Genomic DNA, 18100 nt, shown 5'->3' on the forward strand with positions numbered 1-18100 from the left:
CCGTTTGGCTGACTAGCGCACTCTGCGTACAACCAGAAATGAGGGCTCCAAGCAGCAACCTCCGCCGCATTTGGCTATTTTGCTGACCATGAAATCATTTGTCTTTTTCTGGTTAGGGGCTACAGCTACCATTGGTGGTCTCGGCCTTGGGTTAGCGGCGTGCGCTCCTACTGCTCGCGTCACAGAGCAAGTCGCTGCTGCCAATAAGTTTGCTGCCGATAGTACGCTGCGTCGGCTTGCAACGCTACAAGATGAGCGTCGTGCCGTGGCACTGCTTCCATACCTAGCTCGGTCAGAAGCACAGTACCGGCGCGAAGCTGCCTTGGCGCTTGCTTCTGTGCAAGACAAAACAGCCATCCCAGCCTTGCTGACACATCTTGCCGACGCAGATGCCTCCGTACGCAAAGCCGCTGCCTATGCCTTGGGACAAACGGCTGACTCTACCGCGGAAGGGACCTTACTACAACGAATTAGTGTAGAGGTGGACCCTACCGCCCGCCGCTACCTACTGGAGGCCCTAGGCCGCTGTGTTTCCCGAGTGGGCCTGGCAAACCTGACGCGCCTGCCTGCTAACCTCGCTACGGATACGGCGGCGCTAACCGGACAAGCGTGGGGACTGTATCGGGCTGGCTTGCGCGGGCTTACCTCCGAAGCAGCTGTCGGACGTGTCGTGCAGCTGCTGGCACCGACGAATCCTTACGGCGCGCGCTTGGCGGCAGCCAATATGCTGGCGCGTACGCGTAGTCTGAATTTGGCGCCGTATGCTACCGCCTTGCTGAGTGTTGCCCAAAACGACCCTAGCTATGCAGTGCGCAGCGCCGTGGCGGCTTCCCTCGGCAAAGCGTCTACTGCACCAGCAGTGCCTGGGGTATTAGCCAACCTAGCTCGTCACGATTCTGATTACCGCGTACGGCTTAGTGCCATTCGGGCCATGACGCCTGCCATGTACGCCCCAGTGAAGGAGGGTGTTTGGGTAGCTCTCACCGACAAAAACGATCAAGTAGCACTCACTGCCGCCGAGTATTTCCTTGCTAATGCAAACGGGGAGCCTGGAACCATCTTTTTAGAGAAGGCTAATCAGCTAACCCCGTGGCGGGTGCGGGCCACGCTGTTAGCGGCCGCTTTGAAGTATGGCGGCTCTACACGCGGAGCCATCCGAGCGGCCGTCCAGCAGCGGTATGTTGCCAGCTCTGATGTTTATGAGAAAGGGTACTTGTTACGAGCGCTAGCGGAAGACCCTGCCGCTTACGAGTTTGTGGAGAAGGCCATCTTCCCAAAGCCTGCGGCGTTGGTGGTCGGCACCTATGGCATGGAAGCTTTGGTGAGCATGCGCAGCCTTTCAGACTTTCCTACTGAGCAGCAGGCTGCTTTCGCGCTCACCCTGCAGCGCGGCATCGCTACCGGTGATGTAGCTATGATGGGTATTGCGGCTGAAGCCATCCGAAACCCAAAGCTAGCCTTGCGGCCCTTGTTCGTAAACAGCGACTTTCTGAAATCGGCGCGCGATAAACTCACTCTGCCTCGCGACCTGGAGGCCTGGGAGTCGTTGCAGCAAACGGTTGCCTACCTCGATAAGGTGCCCACTGCCCCCTTCCCTATTGCCAAAGCCGCCTCCCATCCTATCAATTGGGCCGTGGTGCAAACCATCCCAGCCAGTCAGCGGGCAACGGTGCGTACGAGTAAGGGTACCATCGTTTTTCAACTTTTAGTGAATGAAGCGCCTGGCTCGGTAGCTAGCTTCGTGGAGCTAACACGCCAAGGCTTTTATAATGGCAAAACCATTCACCGGGTCGTTCCCAACTTCGTTGCGCAGGGCGGCTGCCCGCGCGGCGATGGATGGGGCAGCACCGATTATAATATTCGCTCTGAATTTGCTGACTTACGCTACGGCGAAGGCGCAGTGGGCTTAGCTTCTGCCGGCAAAGACACCGAAAGTTGCCAGTGGTTTATTACACACTCGCCCACACCCCACCTCGACGGTCGCTACACCATATTTGCCCAAGTAGTTAGTGGGATGGATGTGGTCAGTCGCCTCGAAATCGGCGACCGAATTGAGCGGGTTGACCTAGGTCAGTAAAAAAATGGCTACTAACGACAACGGCCGCTTCTTACGAGCGGCCGTTGTCGTTAAAGAAAAGAAATACGCTTTATTGCTTCACAAAGCGAATAGTACAGCGGGATAAGCTAGCTCCTTGCACCTGTACCAGATACGTGCCGACTGGGAGGGAAGCTGGCAACTGTACTTGTCGCTCATGTGCTGCATCAACGGCAGTAGTCTGCGTGTAAATGGGCCGGCCGGCTACATCCAGCAACGTCACGTGTACACTACCTGCCGCCATTGGCAGACGCAACGTGAAATGGTCCGTTGCAGGATTGGGGTAAAGAGAAAGCTGATCAACGGCAGTAGTACGTGTAGCTAGTATAACCGGCTGCAGAGCAACTACCTGCGTACCAGAATACCGGTTGCCGCTCGTTAAGCCAGCTTGACGCAGCCGATAATACACCTGAGTAGCCGTCGTAATGGGTCGATCCTGGTAGGAATACGTGTGCGATGTAGTCGCCACGAGGCTGCGGCTATTTGCCTCAACGAAGCCGATAGACTGCCAAATCACGCTATCAAACGAGCGCTCAACGGCATAGCCCTGCGGGTTGTTCTCGGATTGTGTTACCCAAGTTAGATTGATTACTCGTGGTTGCGCCTGGGTGACCTGGAAGCTGAGTAGCTCTTTTGCCAGCGGGTTGCTTTCAGAGGCGGAGCCGAAGGTGAAAGCCTCGAAGCTAGCCACCGGACCTACCGAAGCCACAGAGCCGGCCGTCAGACTGCCACCTAGGTTGCCGTTGCCTTCAGTTACCCAAGTTGTACCATCGAAGCGGGCTACTTGCAAAGCGGGTGAGAAATCATTGATGCCACTACGAAAAGCGTCTTCCCAGTACAAACGTACTTGCACGGCGCTTGTAGAGCCAGTGCGCGTAAGTGTCCAGTGTTCTACTTGGCTGATGCGTTGAAGCGGAGCCGTCACGGTAGTGGTAGCAGGCGGGGTGCCCATGTACTCAGCCGTGAAACCTGTTGCTGGTTCGGCAGGGGCGGAGATACCCAAGCGTGCCCATACACCCGCTTTACCCAGCGGAAAAACGAAAGCTTGCGAACCTAGCTTCCGAAGTGGCCCCGCTACGTAAGAGCACGCGTTGCCCGCCGAAGCTGTTGCGTCGTCTGTGAGCGTCAGCAGGGTAGAAGCAGTAGTGTACAGCACGCCATTAGAAAGTCCGAGGTGGCCAGCTAGCTGGAAAGGAGCACCTAGCAGTACCGTTTTGCCAGGCCCGTCCAACGTAATACTGCCGAGCGTTGTGGTTCCCGTATTGGTCAACGTCAGACTTTTGCTGAAGGTAGTAGTGCCAACGTAGGTACCAGCAGCAGCTTCAAGGGTACCACCTTCAACTATGGCAGAAGCCGCTTCTTGCAAGTGATTTTCATTACCAGTTTGCACGCTGTTGCAATCAACATGTAGGTACGCTAGGTCTGGTTGAAAGCCACTAGCAGAAGCAGCATCAGTACGGGTGTCTAGAAAAGGGGAGTAGTCTACCCGGCTGGCAGCATCCGCCTTCGGAACCTCCGCGAAATTTGCGGACGGACCTTGCAGCGTGACTACCAAGCCCTTTTTGCCATCGGGACCTTGTACGGCCGAAGCGGCGTTGCTACCTAGCCAGTTAAAAGAAGCATCTATAGGCTGGGTTAGATTTATCGTTCGGATGGCGGTGGCGCAACTATCCAGGCGGTTGTTGCGGATACTGTCGCCGCTGGATAGCAAACCTAGGTTGCCCGAAATATCGAAGAAAGGGGTGACTCCGGTGCTAGCCGTGGGGCGGTCCTGTACCTGCACGCCGCGCTGACACTGCGCCACCACGTTATTGAATACCTTGTTGTTAACTCCTTCCAGCACAATGCCATACCCATTGATGTTAAAAGCACTAACCGTATCGTTGGCGAGGTACCCCCGAATAGTGTTGCCTTGAATAAACGCGCCACCCGTTACTAAATCACCGTTGATGCCACCCACAATACCCGTGGCGCTCCGGTCGCGGTCGACAAAGGCAATGCCCGCGTTGTCGGAGGTAATACGCGTGGGCGCGCCGAGGGTGCGCACGATGTAGTTGTTGCGCACCACAAAGCTGCCCGGACCAGCCGGCCGGCCGTTGCCCGTGCAGGACTTCAGCTCCAGCCCCTGAGAGCCGTTGTTACGAACCGTATTATGCTCTATTAGAGCGGCTGGCGTCGTAAATACGGAGCCATTGCGCAGACCGCCTGCTCCCAAAACCGACATGGCCGGGCCGCTGTTTAATGCAAACTGACAGTTCCGGATGACCAGGCCACTCACACTGCCGTCGTTCACGTCGATGCCTGAGCGGCGGTTTAACTCGTACGAGCCATCCTCGATGAGAATATTCACCTTGCTGCCATTTACCAGGAATAAGCCGCGCCCCGCGCCATTAGCAGTCGTATTGGGTGCTAGGGCGGTACGTGCCGCACGAATTCGTCGGAATGTAATAGCCTCTGATCGGCCACCTAAGCTATTCCAGTAAATCCCGCATTGACGATTACGAACCGTCTCCACGTCTTCCAGCAGAATATGAGCCCTGTTGGTCCCATTATCAGTTTGGAGCCCAAAGTCATAGGCTTTGATGGTAAGGTTCGACAGCGTGAGGGGTGCTGTTGCCGTGCCACCGCTGGCCGTCATAAAAATGCCAACTTCACTCGTCTGCGCGGCCGAAGGAGCTAGGCCACCATCAAAAATAGTGGCGGCGGTAGAGTCGGCGGCCAGCGTACCAGCGCCTCGTAGGCTGATATTCTTGTTCCAGATAACCCGCTCATTATACGTCCCAGCGTCGATGAGGATGGTCGTTGTGCCGGCGCTGGCGTGCGCCAAGGCTTGCTTTACTGTCGCGAAAGGGGCGGCCGCGCTACCATCACCGGTTACGTCGCTGCCAGCCGCTGTGGTAAACCGGTCACCACTGGTGGTGGCATCATTCACATAAAGCTGTGCCGGGGCTAAACTCGTTTGTGCGGAAGCGACTAGGGCACAGGTACCTAGGTATAAAGTTAGGCTGGCAACAGTAGAGAAAGTAGGTAATGGTTTTAGCATGTAGTCGAGTAAGCTCCTTGGTGTTGACTCAGTGACACGAAAGGATAGATTATAGAACGAAGAAGAAGCTAGCCCAAAGCGTGACGAAAAATAGGGCCATGGGATAGTGCACCAACTGTTGAATTAGTGCAAAAAGGGCATACAAAAAAGGCGCCAGCCCCGGATGGAGCTGGCGCCTGCGAGAGCCGACTAGCAGACAGAATTACTTGTCTTCGCGGCCGTGTGCTTGTGCGGGGGGCGTAGTGGCTTCTACGGCACTGAAAGCTTCCAAAATCTTGTACGTGTGGGTGGCACCCTTCGGAACAACCCAAGAGTTACCTGGCTCGAGCACGACAACCTGGCCTTCTGAGTGCAGCTCGGCGCGGCCACTCAGCACGTAGCCTACGGTTTCGTAGGGGCGTGCCACGGGTTCTTTTGCTTCGCCGGGTTGTTCATTTTCCCAGAGGCGCATTGCTACGTGCACGCCAGAGGCTAGGTACTTTTCGCCGTCTTTTCCTTGTGGAGAGTATTGAGAATCTACTTTGGTGATGGTGGTATCAGCCATGACAGGAGCTATTTAAAGTGAAACGATATGCGCTTTCGCTAACGGCTAGGGTATGGCTGTGGTTGTTAGGAAGCAGTAAGGTGGTCTGTTAAAATCCGGGTGTTAGCTATTATTACTAACTCGTTGTCGCGTAGATAAGGTGTCCTGCAAAACCTTAGGCCTCGCCACAGGTTCATGACTATTGCACCTATTGTCCGTGACTATCCGTAGCGTGCTGTCAGACCTAGCTACCCTCCGCGTCACTTCCTCGTTCTATGCATTCCGCTTTCGTTCGATCCTTAGCACTAGCTCACCAGCAAGTGGCGGCGCCGCTGCCAGGAGCAGCTTTTTGCCAACTCACCGAGCAGCTACTCCAATTGCTTTTCCCTGAGCGTGCGCCTCGCCCCGTTGGTAGCGCCGATGCCGTTGCGGCGTTACTAAGTCAACTACGTGCTGAGTTCACAGATTTATTGCACCTCGTAGCGGGGTTGCCCAACTCCCCAACGGAAACGGTAGCTGCTTTCGTCGCGCAGTTGCCCACCTTGCGTAATCACTTATTGCATGATGCCGCCGCTATTGCTGCCGCCGATCCGGCGGCTCAGGGCCTGACGGAGGTAATTGCTACTTACCCAGGCTTCTACGCTATTGCGCTGCACCGGCTTTCGCACGCGCTGTACCAGCTAGGTATACCGCGCGTGCCACGTATTTTGAGCGAGTATGCGCACGCCCGCACGGGCATCGACATTCACCCTGGTGCCCGCATTGGCCTTTCATTCTGCATCGACCATGGGACGGGTATCGTCATTGGGGAAACCACCGTTATTGGCGCTCACGTCAAGATTTTTCAGGGGGTTACACTCGGGGCACTCAGTGTCGCCAAGCATTTGCAGGGTATCAAGCGTCACCCGACCATCGAAGACCATGTGGTCGTCTACGCAGGGGCTACCATTCTGGGCGGTAACACAGTAGTAGGTAGTCACAGCATTATTGGCGGCAACGTCTGGCTTACCGAGAGCGTCCCGTCACACTCTCGCGTATATCACCGCGCCCAGATTCAAGTAACGCGCACAGAAGACCCCTTAGCGGATATTACCTTTTCCATTTGAGCAATTGAATAGAATGCTTACTATACTTGTTTCACGAGAAGTAAGGATAGGGCTAGGTGCCATAAAGCATACTTTCTACTAGCTATGTACTTACGCCTCATTGAGCGAGAAGGCGCCAACAAATAGCCTTTGTTTGTTATTACCACTTTAATTGCCCCACCACTTAACCACTCAACAATGAAAGCTACTACCATCCTTGATACCATCGGCAACACACCTCTGCTCCGGTTGAATCGCCTATTCGCTTCCCGCCCCGACGTAGAGGTGTGGGTGAAGCTAGAGCGTGCCAACCCGGGCGGCAGTATCAAAGATCGTATTGCTCTGTCTATGATCGAGCAAGCCGAAGAAGATGGCATCTTAAACCCCAATAGCCTCATCGTAGAACCTACTTCCGGTAACACCGGCGTAGGCCTAGCTATGGTAGCCGCCGTGAAGGGGTATAAAATAACCTTAGTGATGCCCGAGTCAATGTCCATTGAAAGACGGCGCCTCATGACGGCGTATGGTGCCAACCTAGAGCTAACGCCGCGCGAAAAAGGCATGAAGGGAGCTATTGAAAAGGCCAACGAGATTGTGCGTGACACACCAGGCGCGTGGATGCCCATGCAGTTCTCTAACCCCGCCAATATCAAAGCGCACGTGGACGTTACGGCGCAGGAACTTCTCCGCGATGCTCCCGAAGGCTTCCACTATCACATCACGGGCGTTGGTACCGGCGGCCACATCACGGGCGTTACCCAGGTACTTAAGCAGCACTTCCCAGATCTGAAGACTTACGCAGTCGAACCAGAACTGTCACCAGTTATTAGCGGAGGGGCCCCTGGTCCGCACCCAATTCAGGGTATTGGCGCCGGCTTCATCCCCGAGAACTTGCACACCGATATTTTAGATGGCACCATTCAAATAACCCAACAGGAGGCCTTCGATATGTCTCGGCGTGCCGCTCGTGAGGAAGGAATCTTTATGGGCGTATCGTCGGGTGCTTCGCTAGCTGCCGTTGCCAAGAAGCTACCAGAGATGCCCGAAGGCAGCCGCGTACTCACCTTTTGCTACGATACAGGCGAGCGGTATTTGTCAGTAGAAGGGCTGTTTGTCTAACTAAGAGCGTTTCCGAGAGCAAAAAAGCCACGCTACAACAGCGTGGCTTTTTTGCTCGGGCAAGTAGCGCAAGGCCCAGAAACCTAACTATCATAAACAAAAAGGACCTAGCTAAGATTAGCTAGGTCCTTTTTGTTTGTTCTTGGAGTGGAGAATATCGGAGTCGAACCGATGACCTCTTGCATGCCATGCAAGCGCTCTAGCCAGCTGAGCTAATCCCCCAATTCTTTTGTACCAACCGCCATTCGCGTTTTGGTGGGACAAAAGTACTGCGGTTTTCTAAATCTGCAAGACCGTAAAGCATGTTTTGTGGAAAAAAGTTGAAACTGTTCACAAAAAAAGCAGGCGGAGATTCTTCTCCGCCTGCTTTTAAATTGATAATGAGCTGACCTAGTTGAAGGTATAACGTAAGCCCATTTGCATGTAGTAAGTCGAAGAAGTAGAGACTGTATTACGGAACGTCGACGTGATAGGTTGATTACGGTCCGTTGCTAAGCGGAAAGTTGGCCTAACTGTACCACCAGGAACCAAGTTAGCTTGGTTTGTTGGTACCAAGATCGAGTTGTTGTTCACTGTTTGGAAAATACCCCAATTCTTATTGAGCAAGTTGCCAACGTTGAAGATATCAAGTGTAAACTGTAGGGTGTTACGCTTGCCAGCTGTTACGAATACATCCTGTGCGAACTTAAGGTCAAATTGGTTACGCCAGGGATATTTAGCGCCGTTGCGCTCTGCATATTGACCACGACGCGAATTGAGGTAAGGATCTTGTTCAATGTAACGGAAAAACATGTCACTTTGCTGACGAGCCGTATAGTTGTTCGGTGCTGCAGTTGTACCATAATTGAAATCAGTGAAGGTAATCTCCGTAGCGTCTTTCGGTACGTAGATCAGGTCATTGTTTTGTCCATCACGATTTAAGTCACCACCATAGAGGTATGAGAAGCGACCTTGTGCAGATCCTGAATAAAATACAGAGAATTGAGTAGCTAAGTGTTTTAAGTATTCCTTACGGTATGAGAACGAAGCTACTAGACGACTTGGAACAACATAGTTAGCATAGCTCAAGGTCGGTTTATTAGCATCATTTACAACCGAATTAAGAGACCATGTGTTGATCAATTGGTCACCGCTACCATCATATAGTACGCGAGCATCACTACGTACATAAGCTAACGAAGCAAACATGCCGTTGCTGAAGCGCTTATCTAATTTAGCTGTAGCCGACCAATAATAACCTTTATGGCCATTGGTCAAAACAATTGGGTTGAAGGCCGTAGTGCCAGTCGAGCTAGCTAGACCAGTACCAGTCAAAGGTACCGTAAACTTCTGTGTGGGTGAGTTTGGGTAAATATCCCGGTTGTCAGGATAGCCATTTACAGTCAACTTCACTGGGTTTACCAAGTTGTAGTTCTGTCCTAATGCTACGCGGATGTCTTTGTTGTAAATACCTTCTAAGGTACCAACGATACCACCAGGCAATTGAGCATCCACTGCTAAGCTGCTTTTCCAAGCTTGTGGGTTCTTGAAGTTAGGATCAGTCGCGCTAATAGTGCTCGGTATAACTGAACCTGGAGTCGGCTGCATCGCTGGAAGATATGCATTCGGATCAGGATTGAAGCCGTTCATACCAGTGGGTAAGCCGTTAGGGTTGTTTATCGTCGTCCAAGTTTGCGTCACCTGTAACAGGCCAGCGTCACCTGACTGAGATACAATCCATACAGTTGGCACACGGCCAGCGAAGATACCCGAACCACCACGGATTTGCAGCGTACGGTCGCCCTTCACATCGTAATTGAAACCAACCCGGGGCGATAGCAAAACGCGGTTTTTAGGCAGAACACCCGTGTCAATCTTTCTGCCGTTTGTGAAGTTCAGTTCAGCAACCAACGGGTGCGTTTTTACTTCGTCTACGTTCAAATAGGCATTCAACTCAGCACGCAGACCAGCCGTTATGCGCAGACGATCTGTAACTGCATATTCATCTTGAGCATATATAGAGCCCTGTGCTGTCTTAAAGCGTGGGAAAGCTTGTTGGTATCCAGGTAGTAGCGAATAGGTAAGCGCAAAATCGATGGGGTTCCGACCTTCTGCAAAGTCGCTCCAAGAGTTGAAAGTATAATAGCTAGTAGCAAAACGCTGGAAGCCATTCTTGGTAATTTGCATATCACCTTGGAGACCTGCCGTCAAGGTATGCTTGCCCACAGTTGTTGTTACAAAGTCAACAATAGAGGTAGTCTTTACATCCCGTAGGTTGCCGAGCGTGAATGGTTCGTATCCGAACGAAGTGTAAGGGTTACCATAACCAGTATAAGTAGTGTTGGCAGCATTCCTAGGGCTAGTACCATCCAGAATATCAACGAACGGAAAAAGCGTACTGTTAGAACTACGTGGATCGTTCTGTTGTGTGAAGGTGCCACGCAAGGTATTAAAGAACTTGCCGCCAATAGTCGAGTTCAACTCAGCTGCGAATGAATAGAAGTTCGCTTCCTGGAAATAGTTTGAGTTCTCGTAAGACAGAGCAAAGTTGCTAGTACGCGAGTTTGGAAAACCACTTAAAGGGCTACGTGAGGTGCTAACAAAAGAAGGTGACTTGCTTTCAACCTGGTTATAACGTACCGTAAAGCGGTTGTTAGCGTTAATGTTCCAGTCGAGACGACCTAGAATGCGAGTGTTGTCGCTTTTGAAGCTATAACCTTGGTATGGGCCAGTCTCGTAACCATATTTTTCGCGTAGAAAAGCACTGTAAGCATCCAAATTCTCAACAGTAGGCCGCACTACGTTAGCGGGCGAGTTACTGCCACCATAAGGAACCGCGGTAGTAGAAGCTATATTCTGTTGACCGGGGTTGGTTTCGTTACCACGCTCCGCATTTATAAAGAAGAAGAGCTTGTCCTTGATGATTGGGCCACCTAAACGGAAACCGTATTGCTTGATATTCTGTGACTGCTTAGTGAATTTATCGTAGCCAACTTCGTTGCCCACGAAATTTTGATTGCGCCAGTACTCATAGACTGAACCCGAGAAGTCATTAGTGCCTGAACGAGTTACAGCATTAATAGCACCACCAATGAAACCTGATTGACGAACGTCAAAAGGAGTGAGGTTTACCGTAATTTCTTCAATAGCATCCAGCGAAATAGGCGAGCCACCAGCTGGTAGGTTGCCGCCAATGCCAAAGTTGTTATTAAAGTCAGAGCCATCTACAGTAATATTATTCTGTCGGTAATTGCCACCACCGAAGGAAGGAGCTGCGTTACCAGTTGTAGTTGCGGCCTGCGGAGTCAAACGTAAAAAGTCATTCAAGCTACGGTTGATAGTAGGTAGACGTTGAATTTCCTGTGTGCCAATGTTCGTGACAGCACCAGAGCGTTCTGCATTAAGAACGGAACGTGGATCAGTTCCTGTTACTGTTACACCAGCTAGTTGCGTGCTGGTCTCGCTCAAGTTGATATCGAGACGTTGAGTCTGACCCAAAGTTAGAAAGATACCTTCTCGCGTAACATCTTGATAGCCTACGAACGTTACACGAATGGTATAAGGGCCACCCACGCGCATATTTTGCAGATTAAAGCGGCCATCTGAGTTTGTAGGCGCTACATACTGAGTGTTCGTAGGTGTGTGCACCGCAATGACTGTAGCTCCAGGCAAGCCGGCTCCAGATTGATCAGTAATGACACCGGTCATACTAGAGGTCGTTATGCCCTGGCTCCAACCCGTGTGCACTGACAGTAATGTCAGCAACAGCAGCAGTAGATGGGGTAAACGTATTTGTTTCATAAAGAGTGAAAAAAGTGAAAAAAGAGGCTGAAGTGGTGTGTGCAAAAGCCGCACAAAGCTACGAACGAGTTTAGAGCAATAGGTTACCGAATTGTTACTACCAAGTAACCTAGGTAATAAAACGTGATAATGCTACATTAACAAGATGATAATCATAGTTTTGGCCTGACCGCCTTGATGAACCGACTCAGAAAATAGTCCGTGTCAAAAGTATTTTCTACTACTCCTAAACTGGTAGAAGAATGAATAAACTGCACATCTTCGGCTGTAGCTTGCGTCACTAATCCCACGTGCGTTATGACAGAGCTACCCGGCGAGGCTCCAAAAAATACCAAATCACCAACTTGAAGATTTTGCGGCTTCACGGGGTCTCCCCAAACTGCTTGCTCGTTAGAGGAACGAGGAATTTGAACATCAATAGCCGCGAAGGCAGCATAAAGCAGGCCAGAACAGTCAATACCTAGGCGGGTTGTTCCGCCATATTTATAAGGTGTGCCTTCGTAGGAACGGGCTGTCTCGATGACTGTGGCAAGGGCTTGGGGCAAATTAGCGGGCAGTGGACGCCGCTCAGACGGGGCGCGCTTGATTACTACTTTGGTGTTGCCGGAAAGAGAAGAAATTTTCGATTTTGAGCGCACAGTAGGAGTGCTGCTCCGGCGGCGTGCGTTGGCTTTTAGGCGTGCCATCTCGCGGGCTGAATGGTAACGGCCATTCCGGTAGTTCACTTTTCGGGTAGGCCCGCAACTTGCCAGCCAAGTAATAATCCCGAGCATAATTACCGTTAGTAAGCAGCGCCAACGCCCTGAATGCTGTACCTTCGCAACCTGTTCCTGCATCGGGGGACAAAGATACGTGAATAGGCCATTCGACCTTCTGTCTCTATGAATTTTCAACCGCTAACACCTGAATTGGTTGCTGCTTTCGAACAAATTGTAGGCCAGCACCACGTGCTCACCGCCCAAGGCGTCGAAGCCGACGTATACGCTGACTACGGCCGCGACCATACCGAAGACCTGCATTACGCGCCTGATGTGGTGCTGCGTCCGGCTAACGCTGAAGAGATTAGCCAAATTGTGCGGCTTTGCCACGAGCACCATGTTCCCGTAACGCCCCGCGGTGCCGGTACGGGTCTGAGTGGAGGTGCATTGCCTGTGCACAACGGTGTAGTAATCAGTACAGAACGCCTCAACAAAATCATCGAGATTGATGAGCGAAACCTGCAAGCTACAGTAGAGCCAGGCGTAATCAATCAGGTATTTCAGGAAGCGGTGCAGGCAAAGGGATTGTTCTATCCACCCGATCCGGCTAGTAAAGGCAGCTGCTTTTTGGGCGGTAACCTAAGCGAAAGCAGTGGTGGACCGAAGGCCGTAAAATATGGTGTGACGAAGGACTACGTGCTGAATGTACAAGTAGTGTTACCCACAGGTGATATCATCTGGACTGGAGCCAACGTACTGAAGAATGCTACGGGATACAATCTGACCCAATTGATGATTGGTTCGGAGGGCACCCTAGGTATTATCACGCGTATTGTATTCCGCTTGATTCCGTACCCGCAGCAGAACATCGTGTTGCTGGTACCGTTTCGGAATGAAGAACAAGCCGCAGCGGCCGTGTCCGAGATATTCCGTCAGGGTATTGTGCCTTCCGGAATGGAGTTTATGGAACGAGAAGCCATCGAATGGTCATCACGCTACCTGAATATTCCGCTCACGTTGCCCGAAGATATCCTTGCGCACTTGCTCATTGAGCTGGATGGGCAAGATCTGGATCAGCTATATAAGGAAGCTGAAAACCTGTATGGCGTACTGGAGAAGTACGACATCGGAGAAATATTACTCGCTGACACGGTTGCGCAGAAAGAAGAACTCTGGAAAATTCGTCGCAATGTGGGTAATTCCGTGCGCTACAATTCGGTTTATAAAGAAGAGGACACCGTCGTACCCCGCGCTGAGCTGCCGAAGCTGCTGAAGGGCGTGAAAGAAATCGGGCGTCGTTATGGCTTCAACTCTGTATGCTACGGTCACGCTGGGGACGGCAACCTCCACATCAATATTATCCGCGGGAACCTGTCGGATGAGATGTGGAACCATGGACTGCGCGAGCCTATAAAGGAGTTGTTCCGGTTGTGCGTGAGCCTAGGTGGTACAATCTCCGGCGAGCACGGCATTGGCCTCGTGCAGAAGCCCTATATCGGTATTGCCATCGGTGAGGTGCAGCTAGAGCTAATGCGAGGCATCAAGCGAGTATTCGACCCTCACGGCATCATGAACCCTGGCAAAATATTCTAAGTCTATCTACACCACGGATTTAGTAGAATTTTACGGATTCCGCGGATGACTTCCACGAATTTATCACCACGTTGTAAAGACAAAAGGCATCCTATTCAGGATGCCTTTTGTGTTCTAATAGTGTCCACAAAATCCGCGGAATCCGTAAAATCCGACCGAATCCGTGGTTCAGGTTTACTGCTCGCCTTTCAGTTTGTCCTCGCCGCCGTACGGCGCTCCTGCGGTAATATCACCTTGCAAGCCACCGTTCGAAATGCCAGGGCTGCTCTCGGGCTGTCGTGCGGTAGTCGTATTATCTGTATTCACCTGAGAGCCGGTGGCTGGCTGACCGTTGCCTGTAATTACGGTTGTCTTTTCGCTAACCGGTCCGGCTATTTCCTCTACTTTTGCAACATATTGCCGTTGGGCGTCCTCTTGGCTGGTGCCTTTGTATTTGCTCCACGAATCCCACTGCGCCTGTGACATGCCCTCGGGGCCGCTTGGGTTATCGGGCGTGTCATCGCCTACTTCATTCGTTTTGGCGTCGTGGTCACCTGCGGTGGCTTGCTTGTAAAGTCCGTAAAGATCCGTCATATGGGGGGCAGCCTCAGCAGGAGGTAGGCTATCTACGCGCGACACGGCGGCCTCAAATTGCTGCTGCAAATTCATTCGATTCTGAAGGTCCATGGCCATATAGTTAGAAAGGGGAATTAATTTCGTGTACTAGCATGGCATAGCTTTGGTTACGAGCCGTGGCTGCTACCTTGCGCCAAGCAAGCCTCGATAGTTTGTAATTTGGGCCTCATTATGTGTGGAATTACCGGAACATTTGCTTTTACGGACGCCGGGCGCGCCTCCTTAGCCTCGTTGCAGGCTTCAACTGATGCCATCGTTAGCCGCGGGCCCGATTCACAAGGACACTTTGTATATGACCGCTGCGGCTTAGGTTTCCGCCGCCTCGCTATCCTCGATCTGACTGCTGATGGTAATCAGCCTATGACTGACGAAGCTGGACGGTATACAATCGTCTTTAACGGCGAAATATTTAACTTCCGTGAGTTACGGCAAAAACTCATGAAGAAAGGATATCGGTTTCATTCACAAACCGATACCGAAGTGATTTTGCAGCTCTATATTTCTGAAGGCCGCGGGTTCCTAAAGAAGTTAAATGGGTTTTTTGGTCTAGCTATCTACGATAAGGAGGAAGATTCTCTTTTCATTGCGCGCGACCGGATGGGGGAGAAGCCCTTGCTAGTTTACCGCGACGAGGATAAACTGTTGTTTGCCTCGGAAATGAAGTCGCTACTGGCGCTCGGTATTCCGCGCAAGCTGGATTACGTTTCGCTTAGCCATTACTTACAGCTCAACTATATTCCGGGCCCAGCTACTATCTTCAAAGGAGTGAAGAAGTTGTTGCCGGGGCACTACTTATATATCAAAGGGAAGAAAATTGTTCGGAAGCGCTGGTACAAGATCCCTTACGATCCGAAGAAGGTGCAGAAGAACAAGCTGAGCTACGAGCAGCAGCAAACAAAGCTAGTCGAACTGCTGGACGAAGCCACGTCGCGGCGGATGGTAGCTGATGTGCCATTGGGCGCTTTCCTCAGTGGTGGCATTGACTCTTCTGTCATCGTGGCCCTAGCTTCCCGCCATACACAGCACCTGAATACGTTTAGTATTGGTTACCGCGACGAGCCTTTCTTCGACGAAACGAAGTACGCTAAGCTGGTGGCTGATAAGTATAAAACTAATCACACAGTCTTCTCGCTCACGAACCAAGACTTGTATGACCATATCTTCGACGTCCTTAACTATATCGACGAGCCCTTTGCCGATTCGTCGGCGCTGGCGGTGTACATTCTGAGCAAACGCACGCGCGAGCAAGTAACAGTTGCGCTTTCCGGCGATGGGGCCGACGAAATGTTTGCTGGCTACAACAAACACATGGGCGAGTTGCAGGTGCGACAAGGCGGCTTTAAAGCCGAAGCCGTAACAGGGTTGAACTTGCTGTGGGATGTGCTGCCAAAGTCGCGAAATTCCTTCTTTGGCAACCGCATCCGGCAGTTCCAACGCTTTTCGCGGGGTATGCTCAGCGGGCCCAAAGACCGCTACTGGGATTGGGCGTCGTTCGTTAATGAAAAGGATGCACGCAACCTATTAAGCGTTGACGCCCGCAAAAAGGTAGGTAAGAAGCTAGCAGAGAAACGCCGTCGGGATATCCTGGAAAACCTGCATGCCGAGGGAGACCTAAACGAGGTGCTGCTTACCGATATGCAACTCGTGCTGCCTTACGATATGCTCACAAAGGTGGACATGATGAGCATGGCGAACTCATTGGAAGTGCGCCCGCCCTTCTTAGACCCGAACGTGGTCAACTTTGCTTTCTCCTTGCCAGTCGAAAGTAAGATTGATGCAAAGATGAAGAAGCGGCTTGTTCAGGATGCATTTCGCCCGATGCTGCCTGAAGAGCTGTACAAAAGGCCTAAGCAAGGATTCGAAGTGCCTCTGCTAAAGTGGTTTCGCAATGAGCTACGTCCTCTAATTACGGATGATTTACTTTCCGATGCTTTTGTCGAGGCGCAAGGAGTATTCGACGTAGACGCCATCCGTAAGTTGAAAGAACAATTGTTCTCTCGTAACCCTGGTGATGTGCATGCGCGCATCTGGGCGCTGGTTGTTTTTCAACATTGGTGGAAGAAGTGGATGATGTAATAGCGGAATATTCTTATATTTCGCCAAAATAAGATAAATAGGGTTTCTCATATCTAATCTTACCGTCATGAAAATCGCAGTAGTTGGTACGGGCTACGTTGGCCTGGTAACAGGCACATGTTTCGCCGAAGTGGGCATTGATGTTACTTGTATCGACATCGACCAGAAGAAGATTGACAACCTCAAGCAAGGTATTTTACCTATCTACGAGCCTGGCTTAGAAGAAATTGTATCTCGTAACGTGGATGCAGGACGTCTGCACTTCTCCACTAACCTAGGCGAAGCTATTCAGGAGTGCGATGTTGCTTTCATTGCCGTGGGCACACCGCCCGGCGAAGATGGCTCCGCAGACCTGAAATATGTGTTGGCTGTAGCCCGCAGTATCGGGGAGAATATGACCGACTACTGCGTAGTCGTAACCAAGAGCACCGTGCCTGTTGGTACGGCTGCCAAAGTGCGGCGTGAGATAGAGGCTGCCTTGGAGCGTCGCGACGCTGACATCGAGTTTGATGTTGCCTCCAACCCTGAGTTCCTGAAAGAAGGAGCAGCTATCGACGACTTCCTCAAGCCCGACCGCATTGTAGTAGGAGTATCTTCTGAGCGGGCTGAAGACGTAATGAGCAAGCTGTATAAGCCCTTCTTGCTTAATGGTCATCCAATCATCTTCATGGACATTCCATCAGCGGAGATGACGAAGTACGCGGCCAACTCAATGCTAGCCACTAAGATATCGTTCATGAACGATATTGCTAACCTATGCGAAATCATGGGTGCTGACGTGAACATGGTGCGCAGAGGTATCGGCTCCGATGCCCGCATCGGCCACCGTTTTATCTACCCTGGTATCGGTTACGGCGGCTCTTGCTTCCCCAAAGACGTGAAAGCCCTGATCCGGACAGCTTCCGAAAATGGCTATGACATGCAAGTGCTCAAGGCCGTGGAAAGCGTAAACGAGGCACAGAAGTCTGTGCTGTTCGACAAAGTAAGCAAGCACTTTGGCGGCGAGTTGAAAGGCAAGAAAATGGCTATATGGGGCTTGTCCTTCAAACCAAAAACCGATGACATGCGGGAGGCCCCATCGCTGGTAATCATCGAAAAACTGCTCAACGCAGGTTGCTCTGTATCTGCTTATGATCCGGTAGCTATACAGGAAGCCAAACATTCTCTTGGTGATACTATTACGTATGCCAAAGATCCGTTCGAGGCGCTGATTGATGCCGACGCGCTACTTGTGGTAACGGAGTGGCCTGAATTCCGTGCTCCTAACTTTGGGGTAGTAGGCAAGCTGATGAAAGAGAAAGCAATCTTTGATGGCCGCAACATCTACGATGCGAAGGAACTGGCGGAGCTAGGGTACACGTACCACTGCATTGGTATCAAGACGGCCCATAAAGAACCAGCTTCTGTGTAAAGTCAATTACTGATTGCTGGCTGTTACTTGTTAAGTAATTGTACTTGCAACCTGACAGTCAG

General features: G+C 51.5%; 11 protein-coding genes and 1 tRNA gene. 6 read left to right on the forward strand and 6 right to left on the reverse strand.

What is annotated here, in order from left to right:
* Positions 1–88: 88 nt before the first annotated feature.
* Complete coding sequence (locus tag BXP70_RS14915; protein WP_143436514.1) at positions 89–2077, forward strand: peptidylprolyl isomerase; 1989 nt, start codon at positions 89–91, stop codon at positions 2075–2077.
* A gap of 70 nt (positions 2078–2147) precedes the next feature.
* Here the strand turns inward: BXP70_RS14915 and BXP70_RS14920 are convergent, their stop codons facing one another.
* Together BXP70_RS14920 and BXP70_RS14925 are read right to left on the reverse strand one after the other, a co-directional pair.
* Entirely contained in the window at positions 2148–5138 is a 2991-nt protein-coding gene (locus BXP70_RS14920; protein ID WP_086594895.1) for a T9SS type A sorting domain-containing protein, read from the reverse strand.
* A 202-nt stretch (positions 5139–5340) separates the two neighbouring features.
* Complete coding sequence (locus tag BXP70_RS14925) at positions 5341–5682, reverse strand: cupin domain-containing protein (RefSeq protein WP_086594896.1); 342 nt, start codon at positions 5680–5682, stop codon at positions 5341–5343.
* A 254-nt stretch (positions 5683–5936) separates the two neighbouring features.
* Between BXP70_RS14925 and BXP70_RS14930 the strand changes: the two genes are divergently transcribed.
* Positions 5937–6767 (forward strand): serine O-acetyltransferase, encoded by an 831-nt coding sequence (locus tag BXP70_RS14930; protein ID WP_086594897.1) that lies wholly within the window; start codon positions 5937–5939, stop codon positions 6765–6767.
* A gap of 177 nt (positions 6768–6944) precedes the next feature.
* Positions 6945–7865 carry a cysteine synthase A gene (gene cysK, locus BXP70_RS14935; RefSeq protein WP_086594898.1) on the forward strand — a complete coding sequence of 307 codons (921 nt, stop codon included), beginning with the start codon at positions 6945–6947 and terminating at the stop codon, positions 7863–7865.
* Positions 7866–8013: 148 nt separating this feature from the next.
* Here cysK and BXP70_RS14940 read toward each other — a convergent pair.
* From BXP70_RS14940 to BXP70_RS14950, 3 genes are all read right to left on the reverse strand, one after another.
* Positions 8014–8087 (reverse strand) — tRNA-Ala (locus BXP70_RS14940).
* 168 nt (positions 8088–8255) lie between these two features.
* A complete protein-coding gene (locus tag BXP70_RS14945; protein WP_086594899.1) occupies positions 8256–11645 on the reverse strand; it encodes a TonB-dependent receptor in 3390 nt (1129 codons plus the stop codon).
* A 152-nt stretch (positions 11646–11797) separates the two neighbouring features.
* Positions 11798–12283 (reverse strand): C40 family peptidase, encoded by a 486-nt coding sequence (locus tag BXP70_RS14950; RefSeq protein ID WP_245849643.1) that lies wholly within the window; start codon positions 12281–12283, stop codon positions 11798–11800.
* A 243-nt stretch (positions 12284–12526) separates the two neighbouring features.
* Between BXP70_RS14950 and BXP70_RS14955 the strand changes: the two genes are divergently transcribed.
* Positions 12527–13936 carry an FAD-binding oxidoreductase gene (locus BXP70_RS14955; RefSeq protein WP_086594901.1) on the forward strand — a complete coding sequence of 470 codons (1410 nt, stop codon included), beginning with the start codon at positions 12527–12529 and terminating at the stop codon, positions 13934–13936.
* 174 nt (positions 13937–14110) lie between these two features.
* On the opposite strand, the gene BXP70_RS14960 is transcribed toward BXP70_RS14955, so the two are convergent.
* Positions 14111–14608, reverse strand: a complete 498-nt coding sequence (locus BXP70_RS14960; RefSeq protein ID WP_086594902.1) for an acyl-CoA-binding protein — start codon at positions 14606–14608, stop codon at positions 14111–14113.
* A 114-nt stretch (positions 14609–14722) separates the two neighbouring features.
* Between BXP70_RS14960 and asnB the strand changes: the two genes are divergently transcribed.
* Both asnB and BXP70_RS14970 read left to right on the forward strand, forming a co-directional pair.
* Positions 14723–16627 (forward strand): asparagine synthase (glutamine-hydrolyzing), encoded by a 1905-nt coding sequence (asnB, locus tag BXP70_RS14965; RefSeq protein ID WP_086594903.1) that lies wholly within the window; start codon positions 14723–14725, stop codon positions 16625–16627.
* 67 nt (positions 16628–16694) lie between these two features.
* Complete coding sequence (locus tag BXP70_RS14970) at positions 16695–18038, forward strand: UDP-glucose dehydrogenase family protein (RefSeq protein ID WP_086594904.1); 1344 nt, start codon at positions 16695–16697, stop codon at positions 18036–18038.
* Positions 18039–18100: the final 62 nt, after the last annotated feature.

The organism is Hymenobacter crusticola, from assembly GCF_002154225.1.
GTDB classification, from domain to species: domain Bacteria; phylum Bacteroidota; class Bacteroidia; order Cytophagales; family Hymenobacteraceae; genus Hymenobacter; species Hymenobacter crusticola.